This is a genomic window from Stenotrophomonas sp. LARHCG68 (assembly GCF_052871705.1).
Map to the genome: position 1 here is coordinate 128,188 of NZ_JBIXJV010000006.1, position 13,181 is coordinate 141,368.

Annotated in this window: 10 protein-coding genes; 7 read left to right on the plus strand and 3 right to left on the minus strand. The window is 66.2% G+C overall.

Translation table 11 applies throughout. The features are described from left to right. Window positions 1-58 precede the first annotated feature (58 nt). A complete protein-coding gene (gene lolA / locus ACIPR8_RS17100; protein ID WP_192285769.1) occupies window positions 59-700 on the minus strand; it encodes an outer membrane lipoprotein chaperone LolA in 642 nt (213 codons plus the stop codon). Window positions 701-981: 281 nt separating this feature from the next. Between lolA and ACIPR8_RS17105 the strand changes: the two genes are divergently transcribed. After that, the gene (locus ACIPR8_RS17105; protein ID WP_446541802.1) at window positions 982-3,198 is read left to right on the plus strand and encodes a hypothetical protein; all 2,217 of its coding nucleotides are present in this window, start codon (window positions 982-984) and stop codon (window positions 3,196-3,198) included. A 13-nt stretch (window positions 3,199-3,211) separates the two neighbouring features. Further along, window positions 3,212-3,823 carry a hypothetical protein gene (locus ACIPR8_RS17110; RefSeq protein ID WP_446541803.1) on the plus strand — a complete coding sequence of 204 codons (612 nt, stop codon included), beginning with the start codon at window positions 3,212-3,214 and terminating at the stop codon, window positions 3,821-3,823. A gap of 49 nt (window positions 3,824-3,872) precedes the next feature. On the opposite strand, the gene ACIPR8_RS17115 is transcribed toward ACIPR8_RS17110, so the two are convergent. Then, on the minus strand, window positions 3,873-6,230 hold the full coding sequence (locus ACIPR8_RS17115; protein WP_132863529.1) for a DNA translocase FtsK: 2,358 nt from the start codon (window positions 6,228-6,230) through the stop codon (window positions 3,873-3,875). 279 nt (window positions 6,231-6,509) lie between these two features. Between ACIPR8_RS17115 and trxB the strand changes: the two genes are divergently transcribed. The 5 genes from trxB to infA all read left to right on the plus strand — a co-directional run bounded on the left by trxB (window position 6,510) and on the right by infA (window position 10,588). Continuing rightward, window positions 6,510-7,487, plus strand: a complete 978-nt coding sequence (gene trxB, locus ACIPR8_RS17120; RefSeq protein WP_192285775.1) for a thioredoxin-disulfide reductase — start codon at window positions 6,510-6,512, stop codon at window positions 7,485-7,487. Window positions 7,488-7,511: 24 nt separating this feature from the next. Further along, a complete protein-coding gene (locus tag ACIPR8_RS17125; RefSeq protein ID WP_446541804.1) occupies window positions 7,512-8,405 on the plus strand; it encodes a metallophosphoesterase in 894 nt (297 codons plus the stop codon). Then, window positions 8,402-9,538 (plus strand): GNAT family N-acetyltransferase, encoded by a 1,137-nt coding sequence (locus tag ACIPR8_RS17130; protein WP_446541805.1) that lies wholly within the window; start codon window positions 8,402-8,404, stop codon window positions 9,536-9,538. Before ACIPR8_RS17125 ends, ACIPR8_RS17130 begins: the two co-directional genes overlap by 4 nt. Further along, window positions 9,535-10,284 carry a leucyl/phenylalanyl-tRNA--protein transferase gene (aat, locus tag ACIPR8_RS17135; protein WP_446541806.1) on the plus strand — a complete coding sequence of 250 codons (750 nt, stop codon included), beginning with the start codon at window positions 9,535-9,537 and terminating at the stop codon, window positions 10,282-10,284. Before ACIPR8_RS17130 ends, aat begins: the two co-directional genes overlap by 4 nt. A gap of 85 nt (window positions 10,285-10,369) precedes the next feature. Beyond that, complete coding sequence (gene infA / locus ACIPR8_RS17140; protein ID WP_005409596.1) at window positions 10,370-10,588, plus strand: translation initiation factor IF-1; 219 nt, start codon at window positions 10,370-10,372, stop codon at window positions 10,586-10,588. 271 nt (window positions 10,589-10,859) lie between these two features. Here the strand turns inward: infA and clpA are convergent, their stop codons facing one another. Further along, on the minus strand, window positions 10,860-13,142 hold the full coding sequence (gene clpA / locus ACIPR8_RS17145) for an ATP-dependent Clp protease ATP-binding subunit ClpA (protein WP_192285783.1): 2,283 nt from the start codon (window positions 13,140-13,142) through the stop codon (window positions 10,860-10,862). Window positions 13,143-13,181 lie beyond the last annotated feature (39 nt).

Sequence of the window (13,181 nt, forward strand, 5' to 3'; positions counted from 1 at the left end):
CTGGCCACGCCCGCATTCTAACGCGGGCGCAACCCGGGCTCGCGGCCCGACGTGGTGATCAGCGCTCGCCGACCACGTCCACGTCCTTGCCCGGCACGAAGCGGAAGGTACCGGCGGCAAAGCCCGGATTCTTCTTCCAGTCGGTGAAATTGATGACCGTGCGCTGGCCGACCGCGTCCACCACCTCCATGCGCGCCAGCCCGCCATTGGCGAAGCCCAGCGAGGCGGACTGGAAGTTGGTCTCGGTCTCGCGCTTGGGCGTCAGCGACAGCCACTGCATGCCATCGCGCGGCGCGGCTTCTTCGCTGACGTCGTACTGGCGCTCGAGCTGGGCCGGGTTGATCAGCGCGACCAGCGGGCTGTTCTGTTCCTCGGCCCCCTGCGGGGTCACCGTGGCCTGCTCCAGGTCCGGCTCGTAGACCCACACCTTGCTGCCGTCGGCGATGATCAGCTGCGGGTGCGGACGGGTGTATTCCCAGCGGAACAGGCGCGGCGCCGACAGTGCGACGCGGCCACTGGACGACTCCTTGACCCGGCCGCGCGAGTCGAACACCTGCTGGGCAAACTGCCCGTCCAGGCCACGCAGGCCGTTGGTGAAGGACCTCAGGTCGTCACGTGCCCCGGCCCAGGCCGAGGTGCTGGCAGCGCCGGCGAGCAGCAGCGCGGAGGTGATGACATGGCGGCGGAAATTCGTGTTCATGCGGGGAGTCTGCACCGGAAGTGATGAACCAGGGCGCAGTCTGCCCGCCCGATTCTGAATGGGGTGATAGCGCAATTATGCGCCTTCCCGCGTGCGCCGAGCGCGGGCAACCGCCGGATGTCAACGAAATGTGAAAGCACTGACCACACTATCCGGGGTATGTTCTGCGCCGGTGCTCGGCCAGTCGGTCAGTACCGCGTCATCTGCCTTGCTGAACTACACGATCACAACGACGTTCTCCGTGTCATTGCAGGTCCGGACCGTCGTGCAAAGGAATGCCCATGATCATCAGTCCCCCGTTTCTTCCAGCCCGCGCCGACACTGACGACGACGCCCGCTTTCTAGATGCCGCGATGTCGACCGTGGAACACGGGCACTATCCGGTCAGCAACAAGCTCTCCTGGCATGGTGGCTTGCACCTGCGCGCTCCCGCGCGCGGCAACGGCCGTGAGCCGGTCCGTGCCATTGCCGATGGCACCGTGGTGTATGTCCGGGCAGCGACCGCACGCCCCGGCACCCCGGCCGAAGTGGACGCTCATGCGCAGGGATATCTGGGGTGGTCCGACAACGGTTGCGTCGTCATCCGCCATGACACCGCCATTGGCGCCACGGGCAACCAGGAAACCCAGGTCCAGTTCTATTCGATCTACATGCACCTGACCCGCATCCGCACCGCCAACGTCGTGGTTGGCCGACGCATCTACCGCAAGGTGGAGATTGGCGATGCCGGTTCGATCGACGGCCAGGCTGATCTCATCCATTTTGAGATCATCTGCGACGACGCCAACCTGGCTCGCCTGCTGGGACGGGCATCCGGCGACGTCAACGTCGCCAATCACGGCCGCACCGACGCCGTGTTCGGCGAGGTCTACTTCCACCTGCCGGCGGATACCCCGGTCTTCCCGAGCCGGCCGGCGCTCAATGCCACCAGTGGCACCGCAGGTACGGGCGCGGCGTTGGGGGCCGAACGCGTGGTCGGCATCCGCTACAGCGCTCCTGCCAATGCGCAGAGCGCCTATGGGGGCGACGCACAGGTAACGACCTACGACCTGGACGGCGCCCGCATCGGCACCCAACTGGCCGAAGTTGACGCCGAGTACAACCTGTATGACACCGCAGGTGCCACGGTTACCGCGTACTCAAACGCCCGCGCAGCGGCGGTGCCGAACAGGGCGGCGGTCTACGAGCTGCTGCGCTTTGGCCGCACCCTGGGCGGTCCGGATACCCTCACTCCGGCCGACACGCCGCATTGGCGCCAGATCTCCACGGGCTCCACTACGGGCTGGGTGAATCTCAACGCCGCCAATGTGCACAAGTTCAGCGACGCCGATGCACCGCGATGGGCACATTGGGCCATCGTGGAAGACTTCCAGGACAACGACAGCCGTTGCGATGCGGCTGCGGTACGGCGCCTGCTTGAGCGCGAAGGCGAACCTGCGCCGACCGCCGAACAGGCCGAGCAGCGTCTGCGTGATGCCGCATTGCAGCCCAAGCTGCAGGGCTTGGTATGCAAGTTCCCGACTGAATGGCAACGCAGCGGGATAGAAACGCGCTGGGGATGGCTGAAGATCGAGGGTCCTGGATCTGCACGCGGCAGCGCACCGACGATGGGGGCGAGCACCTACCTTTCCGCCTCGGACTTCCCGCAATTCCAACGTCACGTCGAAGCGTTGGCGTTCTGGGAGGATGCCGCCATTCCCAACCTGAACGCGGCGCATTGGCACTTCCATCCCAAACGCTTCATCCAGCACTTCCGCAAGTGTGGGTGGCTCAGCCAGCGAGAAGCCACGCGGATGATCCGCCAGACTCTGCGCGAAGGCGGCAGGGAAGTCGTGGCCGTGAGCTGGGCCGACGTCACCGCACGCCTCACAACCGCCTCTACCCGCCGCCCCGCTGGTTTACACGTCAACATGCAGAAGATGGCCCGCAAGTACGGCATCGCAGCCACGCGTGTGCGTACCGCGCACCTGTGGGGGCAGCTGACCGCCGAAACGGGCCGCTTGGAATTCATGGTCGAAGGGGGGGGCGACTCCTATTTCGACAAGTATGAACCGGGCACGGACCAAGGCCGCAAGCTGGGCAACACCGAGGTGGGGGACGGTGTGCGATTCAAGGGACGCGGCCTCATCCAGCTGACCGGTCGGAACAACTACCGGCAATATGGTGCTTACCGCGGGCTGACATTCACCGATGACCAGAACAGTCCGCTGCTGCAGAGCGATCCCTTCAACACCTGTGACGGCTCGGGCTACTATTGGGCCAGCAAGCAGCGCTACACCGAGAACAAGCAGAAGAAGCTTGTTCCTCTGGGCAAGCTGAGCATCAACTCCTGGGCTGATGGCGGCATCGCCGAGACCGCGCAGCGCAACGTCACCCGATCAATCAATCCGGCCCAGCTGCATTTTGATTTCCGCCAGCAGGGCTTCCAGCATGCGTACTACGTGCTCAATGACGCCACCCAGATGCATGCCGAGTACAAGGAAATCCCGGAGACCTGAAATGATCCAACGCGTGGGAACCCTCCTGCTGTGCGGCGGCCTGTTGCTGACCACATTGGCCTGCCATGCCGCCGCCACCCGTGTTGATCGACCGGACTGCGGAGTATCGTTCCAAACCCCGACCGGACTGCGCCAGCTGGAGATCACCGACGCCGAACGCGAGGCCGGCACGCTGTGCATCATCGCTTTCGCCCGCGCCGGCAAGCCGACCCCCGCGACGGTGGGACAGGTCGAAGGCTGGCGTGAACTCGCCGACTACGTGCTTGAGGTCAAACAGGTGCCGCTGCGTGAGGCGGCCCGGGAACGCGGCCTGGTAGTGGATCCGGGCAGCCCGCCGCAGCTGCTGCCTGCCGCCCCAGATGCCAGCGTCGTGTTCACGCTGAAGCACGCTCAAACCCAGGCCCTGCCCCATGGTGAACTGGCACTGGCCGAAACCGAAGCCAGCAAGCGCCCTGCCTCGATGATCCGCAATGGCACCACCGGCCAGCTGATCCTGGTGGCGGGCAACGATGACCGCTCGGTGGCCTACGTGCACTGGCTGTCCACGCGGTCCCCGCACAGCAGCGAGGACGGCCAGGCCCTGGCGGCCCTGTTCAAGTCGATGGATTTCACCGCCGGCAATTGACACGCCGGCATGCAGGCCGCCCGCTGGCGGCCTGCCCTGCCCCGCCGACTTACTTCGGCGGCGGCGGTGCCAGCACGGTACGATCACCATTGTGCTCCGGCGGGGTGACCACGCCGGCGGCTTCCAGCGCCTCGATCAGGCGCGCGGCACGGTTGTAGCCGATCTTCAGGCGCCGCTGCACGCCGGAAATCGACGCACGACGGGTTTCGGTGACGATCCGCAACGCCTCGTCGTACAGCGGGTCGGACTCGTCGCCGGCCGCGCTGCTTTCCGGCAGGCCAGTGGCACCGACCACCACGCCGTCGCCCATGGTCTGCACCTCGTCCAGCACGCCCTCGATGTACTCGGCCGGACCGCTGGCCTTGAGGTGCTCGACCACGCGATGCACTTCCTCGTCGGAAACGAAGGCTCCGTGCACGCGGTCCGGCATGGCGGTGCCCGGCGGCAGGTACAGCATGTCGCCGTTGCCCAGCAGGGCCTCGGCGCCGGACTGGTCCAGGATGGTGCGCGAGTCGATCTTCGAACTGACCTGGAAGGCGATGCGGGTCGGGATGTTGGCCTTGATCAAGCCAGTGATCACGTCCACCGACGGGCGCTGGGTGGCCAGGATCAGGTGGATGCCGGCCGCACGCGCCTTCTGCGCCAGGCGCGCGATCAGTTCTTCGACCTTCTTGCCGACGATCATCATCATGTCGGCGAATTCGTCGATGAAGATGACGATGAACGGCAGCGGCTCCAACGGACGCGGGGCCTCGCCCATTTCCGGGTTCGGCTGGAACAGCGGGTCCATCAACGGCTGGCCGGCGTCGATGGCGTCCTTGATCTTCTTGTTGAAGCCGGCCAGGTTGCGCACGCCGACCGCGCTCATCAACTTGTAGCGGCGCTCCATTTCGGCCACGCACCAACGCAGGCCGTTGGCGGCCTCCTTCATGTCGGTCACCACCGGCGCGAGCAGGTGCGGGATGCCCTGGTAGACGCTCAGTTCGAGCATCTTCGGGTCGATCATCAGCATGCGCAGGTCTTTCGGGCTGGCCTTGTAGAGCAGGCTCAGCACCATCGCGTTGACCGCCACCGACTTGCCCGAACCGGTGGTACCGGCCACCAGCAGGTGCGGCATGCGTGCCAGGTCGGCCACGGTCGGGCGGCCGGCGATGTCCTTGCCCAGCGCCAGGGTCAGCACGCTGGCCGACTTGTCGTATTCCTTCGAGCGCAGCAGCTCGGACAGGAAGATCATCTCGCGGGTGACGTTGGGGATTTCCAGGCCGATCACCGACTTGCCCGGGATCACGTCGACGACACGCACCGACTTGACCGACAGGCCGCGGGCGATGTCCTTGTCCAGCGAGCTGATCTGGCTGACCTTGATGCCCGGTGCCGGCTCGATCTCGAAGCGGGTGATCACCGGGCCCGGATAGGCGCCCACCACCTGCGCGTCGATGCGGAAGTCCTTGAGCTTGAACTCGATCTGGCGCGACAGCGTTTCCAGCGTCTGCTCGTCGTAGCCCTTGGGCTGCGGCTTGGGGTCATCCAGCAGCGCCAGCGGCGGCAGGTCCGAACCATCGCCATTGACGCCCTGGAACATCGGGATCTGGGTCTCGCGCTTGGCACGGTCGCTCTTCTCGATGACCGGCGCCGGGCGCGGTTCGATCTTCACCGGCTCGCGCTTGGCGCGCACTTCGGCGTCGACCTTGCGCACTTCCTCGCGTTCCTCGCGCAGCGCACGGGTCTGTTGCCACTCGTTGGCCTGTTCCTTCTTCTTCTCGAACATCGGCCCCAGCGCCATCACCCACTTGCCGATCTTCTCCATCACCACGAACCAGGACAGCCCGGTCGCCAGCGTGATCGAGGTCAGCAGCAGCACCAGCAGGAACAGGTTGCTGCCAACCGGGCCAAAGCCGGTCTGCAGCGACTTGCCGACCAGCACGCCCAGGCCACCGCCGGCGCGGGCGACATCCCCCGGCGGCAGGCGCAGGTACAGGAAGCCGGTCGCGCCGATCAGGAAGCCGACGATGCCGACCAGCCGCAGCGCCGGGCCCAGGTCGTCCTGGCCGCGCTCCTCGCGGTTCAGGCCGAACATGGCGATCCACGCCACCGCCGCCAGCATCAGCGGGATCAGGTAGGCCACGTAGCCGAACAGCTGGCGCATCACGTCGGCGATGTACGCACCGACCCTGCCGCCCATGTTGTGCACGGGCGCGACCACCGAGCCGGACTGCGACCAGCCCGGGTCCGCGGGGGAATACGTGAACAGGCTTGCCAGCAGATACAGCAGCGCCGGGGCAATCGCGATCAGCGCAAGGTCACGCCATAACTTGTGTCGCCGCGGCTTGTCCGCCGCGGCGGCCGGCTTGCGCGCGGCATTGCCGGCGCTGGGGTTCTTGCCACGTTCCGGGACCTGTTTCGCCACCTTTGACCAGACCTTAGAAATGCACGGTTAGTGATTGATATTAAACGACGGACCGCTGTGTTTCACCCCGTCGACGATGCACACGTACGGAACGCGTCAGAAACCCGCCGCACAAGGGCAAGCCAACCGGGAGGAAGAAGGGAGACTGTATCCGACGGGCCGCGCCATTCCATTCACGTGCCTTGATTCACCGGGAGCCGACCGCCACTCTATGGGCTTGCCCGGACAGTTGCGGAAGCACGCCAACGGGCCGCCAATCCTGAACTTTCGCGAGTATACATGAGCACTTCCAGCCACCCGTCCCTGCCCTCCCGCCACGAGAAGCTGATCATCCTGGGCTCCGGCCCGGCCGGCTGGACCGCCGCCGTCTATGCCGCCCGCGCCAACCTCAAGCCGCTGGTGATCACCGGCCTGCAGCAGGGCGGCCAGCTGATGACCACCACCGAAGTGGACAACTGGCCGGGCGACGCGCATGGCCTGATGGGCCCGGACCTGATGGCGCGCATGCAGGCCCACGCCGAGCGTTTCGACACCGAGGTGGTGTTCGACCACATCCACACCGCCGACCTGTCCAAGCGTCCGTTCACCCTGACTGGTGACAACGCCCAGTACACCGCCGACGCGGTGATCATCGCCACCGGCGCCACCGCCAAATACCTGGGCATCCCGTCCGAGGAAGCCTTCAAGGGCCGCGGCGTCTCGGCCTGCGCCACCTGCGACGGCTTCTTCTACAAGGAGCAGGACGTGGTCGTGGTGGGCGGCGGCAACACCGCCGTGGAAGAGGCCCTGTACCTGTCCAACATCGCCCGCAAGGTCTACCTGGTGCACCGCCGCGACACCTTGAAGGCGGAAAAGATCATGCAGGACAAGCTGTTCGCCAAGGTGGCCGCCGGCAAGATCGAGACCGTCTGGCACCACCAGGTCGACGAAGTGCTCGGCAACGAGATGGGTGTGACCGGCGTGCGCGTGAAGTCCACCCAGGACGGCAGCACCCGCGACATCGACGCGCACGGCTTCTTCGTGGCCATTGGCCACCAGCCCAACACCGACCTGTTCAAGGGCCAGCTGGCGATGAACAACGGCTACCTGGAAATCCGCTCGGGCCTGGGCGGCAACGCCACCCAGACCTCCGTGGAGGGCGTGTTCGCCGCCGGCGACGTGGCCGACCAGCACTACCGCCAGGCCATCACCTCGGCCGGCTTCGGCTGCATGGCCGCACTGGACGCCGAACGCTTCCTGGACGCGCAGAGCCTCTGACGGCGGACCGCCACGGCTGCCGGCATGGACAAGGTGCTGATCAAGCAGCTGCTGTTTCACGGCAGCTGGCTGGTCTTCCCTGCCATTGCCTGGCTGTCGTGGCGCTGGCGTGGCGGCCGCCATCGCTGGCTGCTCGCGCTGTTGCTGCTGGGCTGCGGCGTGTTCACCTGGGCGCGCTTCATCGAACCGCAGATCATCCAGGTCGAGCAGACCACCCTGCCCGGCACCGGTATCACCGCGCGGGTCGCGTTGATCAGTGACATCCATCTAGGCGTGTACAAGAACCGCGCCTTTCTGGAACGGGTGGTCGACCGGATCAATGCACTGCCCGTCGATGCGGTGGTCATCGCCGGCGACCTGACCTACGAACCCAAGGCCAGCGAACTGCAGGATCTGTTCGCGCCACTGGCCCGATTGAAGCCACCGGCCTACGCCGTGCTGGGCAACCATGACCAGCAAGCCCCCGGTCCGGATATCGATCTGCCACTGCGCACGGCCCTGCGCCACCATGGCGTGCAGGTCATCGAAGGCCAGATCATCACCGACAGCCAGGGCCGCCAATGGGTGGGGCTCGGCGATCGCTGGGCCGGAAAGGACGATCCCGCATTCCTGCGCGTCGCCGACGCCATTACCCATCCGGCCATCGTCATCGCCCACAACCCCGACAGCGCCATGGGATTACGTCCGGCCGATGCCGCCGTCGTGCTTGCCGGCCACACCCATGGTGGACAGATCCGTATCCCGTGGCTGTACCGCCGGGTCATCCCGACCCAATACGACTTTGATCGCGGCGAACAGATCGCGCGCACACCTGCCGGCCCGGTGCGGGTATTCACCACCCGGGGCCTGGGGGAAATCGGCCTGCCCTTGCGCCTGTTCAACCCGCCCACCATCGACGTGCTGCAGCTCCAGCCATGAGCCTGCAACTGCGCGCCATTTCCGCGCTGGACGCGATTGACAAGGCCGCGTGGGATGCCCTGCACGACGGCGGCAATCCGTTCATCAGCCATGCGTTTCTGAGCGGCCTGGAACAACACGGCTGCCTGCGTCCGGACTGGGGCTGGCAACCCGAGCACCTGACCCTGTGGCGTGATGGCGCACTGGTCGCTGCCGCGCCGGGCTACCGCAAGTACAACTCACACGGCGAGTTCGTGTTCGACCACGCCTGGGCCAATGCCTATGCGCGCAATGGCCTGGACTATTTCCCCAAGTGGCTGGGCGCGGTGCCGTATTCGCCGGTGACCGGGCCGCGGCTGCTGGCACGCAATGACCAGGACCGCCGCGCCCTGCGCGATGCCATCGTCGCGCACGTGCAGGCCGAACAGCTTTCCTCCGCGCACATCAACTTCCACCTGCCCGGGGAGACGGCGTGTTTCGACGGGCAATGGCTGCTGCGCACCGACGTGCAGTTCCAGTGGCAGCGCGAGCCGGACTGGCAGGCCTTCGATGACTTCCTTGCCGCGATGGACCACAAGCGACGCAAGAACATCCGCCAGGAGCGCGCCAAGGTCGCCCGCGCCGGGATCACCTTCGTGACGCGTCACGGAAACGAAGCCAGTGCCGACGAGCTGCGTGCCATGCACGGCTTCTACCTGCAGACCTTTGCCGAGTACGGCAACGCGCCGGCGCTGACCCTGCCCTTCCTGCGCCACCTGGCCACGCAACTGCCGCGCCAGCTGGTGCTGTTCCTGGCCCTGCAGGATGGTGAACCGGTGGCCGGCGCGCTGTGCCTGCGCGGCGACGATACCTTGTACGGGCGCTACTGGGGCGGCGCGGCCCTGCCCGGGCTGCATTTCGAAACCTGCTACTACCAAGGCATCGAATACTGCCTGCGCGAAGGCCTGCAGCGCTTCGAGCCGGGCGCGCAGGGCGAACACAAGCTGGCCCGTGGCTTCCTGCCCACGCAAGTGCGCAGCCACCACTGGATCGCCCACCCGCAGTTCCGGCAGGCCCTGCGCGACTGGTGTGCCCGCGAGCGCGAGGATGCTGCCCGCTACGCGCAGGCGCTGCAGCATCATTCACCGTTCAAGTCCGACGAACACCGGCCATGACCCCGAAAGGCCCCTACCTGCTCGACGAGGCCAGCGATTCGCCGTTCCCCCCGGCCGAGCTGGCGTTGCACGAACCCGACGGCCTGCTCGCCGTCGGCGGTGACCTGAGCCCCATACGCCTGCTCAACGCCTATGCGGACGGGATCTTCCCGTGGTTTTCCGACGGCCAGCCGCTGCTGTGGTGGTCGCCGGACCCGCGCATGGTGTTCCGTACCGACGGGGTCCATTTGTCCTCGCGCTTCCGTCGCGCATTGCGCGGCAGCGACTGGCGGGTCCGCGCCGATACCGCGTTCCCCGAGGTGATGCAGGCCTGCGCCCAGGCGCCCCGCCCGGGCCAGGACGGCACCTGGATCACCGACGACATGCTCGCGGCCTACCTCCAGTTGCACCGGCTGGGCTACGCGCACTCCGTGGAGGTCTACGACGGGGATGCCCTGGTCGGCGGTATCTACGGCGTGGCGATCGGTCGGATGTTCTTTGGCGAAAGCATGTTCAGTGGCCGCACTGGCGGCTCCAAGATCGCCCTGGCCGCGCTGGCCCGGACGCTGTCCGGCTGGGGCTGGCCGCTGATCGACGCCCAGGTCGAGAACCCGCACCTGGTGCGGATGGGCGCCGAACGGCTGGAACGGGCGCCGTTCCTGGCCCAGGTGCGGCGACTGGTCCGCGAACCGGCCGATGTTGGCCCGTGGACACGCGGCTTCGGGGAATTCCCCGCCAGCACGCTGGCTGAACCGGCCGGCGTTTAACGCAAACTTTGCATGAATCCGCCCGGCGGCGTAAAATGCCCGCCCTTAGGCCCTCGGGGCCGTCCGCAGAACCGCACAGGACTACATGTCGAAAGACGACTCCATCGAGTTCGAAGGCACCGTCAGTGAGACGCTGCCGAACACCACTTTCCGCGTTCGCCTGGAAAATGGGCATGAAATCATCGCCCACATCTCCGGCCGCATGCGCAAGAACTACATCCGCATCCTGACCGGCGATCGCGTCAAGGTCGAGATGACGCCGTACGACCTGACCAAGGGCCGTATCACCTACCGCATGAAGTAATGCGGTAAGCCGGGCGTTATGCCAGGAAAGCCAGCCCGCGCGCTGGCTTTTTTGCGTGGCGAAATTTCGCAGGAATGGCCCCGGCCGCGGAGCGGGCAATACCTGGCCCCGCCTCAGGTTCGCCGCGGAAAGCAGGCCGAGGATCGGCGTGCAGGATCTTCCTGCGGTGATGCGTTCGAGGCTTCGCGGCCAAGGCCACCCCCTGCCCGTCCCACAAAAATGCCCGCATCGTTGGATGCGGGCATCGGGTGTCCGGCATCAGCCGCCCGGCTTACTCGACCGTGGCCGGCAGCAGGTGCTCCGGCTCGGCCTGGGTCTCGACGATCAACTCGCCGTCGCGCACGTCGATGCTGACCTTGCCGCCATCCACCAGCTTGCCGAACAGCAGCTCGTCGGCCAGCGGACGCTTGATCTTGTCCTGGATCACGCGACTCATCGGGCGGGCACCCATCTCCGGGTCGAAGCCGTGCTGGGCCAGCCAGTCGCGGGCGGCCGGGGTGGCCGACAACGAGACGTGCTTGTCCTGCAGCAGCATCTCCAGCTCGATCAGGAACTTGTCCACCACGCGCAGGATGTGGTCGAAGCCCAGCGGCTGGAACTGCACCACCGCGTCCAGGCGGTTGCGGAACTCCGGCGTGAAGCTCTTGCGGATCACTTCCATCGCATCGGTGGCATGGTCCTGCTTGGTGAAGCCGATCGAGCGACGTGCCGCCTGGGTGGCGCCGGCATTGGTGGTCATCACCAGGATCACGTTCTTGAAGTTGGCTTCACGGCCGTTGGTATCGGTGAGGATGCCGCGGTCCATGACCTGCAACAGGATGTTGAAGATGTCCGGGTGCGCCTTCTCCACCTCGTCCAGCAACAGCACGCAGTGCGGCGTCTTGACGATCTTCTCGGTCAGCAGGCCACCCTGGTCGAAGCCGACGTAGCCCGGGGGCGCACCGATCAGGCGGCTGATCGAATGCGGCTCCATGTACTCGCTCATGTCAAAGCGCACCAGCTCGATGCCCAGCTGCAGCGCGAGCTGGCGGGTGACCTCGGTCTTGCCCACGCCGGTCGGGCCGGCGAACAGGAAGTTGCCGATCGGCTTGTCCGGGTTGCCCAGGCCCGAGCGCGACAGCTTGATGGCCGAGGCCAGGCTGTCGATGGCCGGGTCCTGGCCGAAGATCACCATCTTCAGGTTGCGCTCCAGGTGCTTGAGCACGTCCTTGTCGGTGGCGGTGACCTGCTTGGCCGGGATGCGTGCCATCTTGGCGATGATGGTCTCCACTTCCTCGATGTCGATGTGCGACTTGCGCTGCCCTTCGGGCAGCAGGCGCTGGCGGGCACCGGCCTCATCGATCACGTCGATGGCCTTGTCCGGCAGCAGGCGGTCGCCGATGTGCTTGACCGACAGGTCCACCGCGGCCTGCAGCGCGTCATCGCCGTAGGTCACGCCGTGGTGCGCCTCGTACTTCGGGCGCAGCCCTTTGAGGATCTCGTAGGCCTCGCCCACCGTCGGCTCGACGATGTCGATCTTCTGGAAGCGACGGGCCAGGGCGCGGTCCTTCTCGAAGATGCCGCGGTATTCCTGGAACGTGGTCGAACCGATGCAGCGCAGCTCGCCCGAGGCCAGCGCCGGCTTGATCAGGTTGGAGGCGTCCATGGTGCCGCCCGAGGCCGAACCGGCACCGATGATGGTGTGGATCTCGTCGATGAACAGCACCGCGTTGGGGATCTTCTTCAGTGCGCCGATCACGCCCTTCAGGCGCTTCTCGAAGTCGCCGCGGTACTTGGTGCCGGCGACCAGCGCACCCAGGTCCAGCGAGTAGATCACCGCGTCGGCGAGCACCTCGGGCACCTCGCCATCGACGATGCGCTTGGCCAGCCCTTCGGCGATGGCGGTCTTGCCCACGCCGGCCTCGCCCACGTACAGCGGGTTGTTCTTGCGGCGGCGGCACAGCACCTGGATGGTGCGTTCGATCTCGTCGCGCCGGCCGACCAGCGGATCGATCCGACCGGCCTTGGCCTGCTCGTTGAGGTTGCTGGCGAACTCGGTCAGCGAATCGCCCTTGGACTCGCCCTCACCGCCCTCGGCACGGCCCTCGCCTTCCAGCGGCGAGGACATGTCCGACTCGTCGCCACTCTTGGCCACGCCGTGAGACAGGTAATTGACCACGTCCAGCCGGGTAACGTCCTGCTGGTTGAGGTAGTAGACGGCGTGGGATTCCTTCTCGCCGAAGATCGCCACCAGCACGTTGGCGCCGGTGACCTCCTTCTTGCCCGAGGACTGCACATGGTAGACGGCACGTTGCAGGACGCGCTGGAAGCCCAGGGTGGGTTGCGTATCGCGGCCATCGTCTTCGGCCAGCAGCGAGACCGAGGCGTTGATCGCCTTCTCCAGTTCGCTGTGCAGGCGCTCGAGGTCGGCTCCGCAGGCCTTCAGGACGGCCTGGGCGGATGCATTCTCAAGCAGGGCCAACAACAGGTGCTCCACCGTCATGTATTCATGACGGGCTTCCCGGGCGCGCTTGTAGCACTGACCAATGGTCTGCTCGAGGTCTTTACTGAACATGAGGCACTCCGGTTCCGGTTGCTGACAATATGCGGCCTG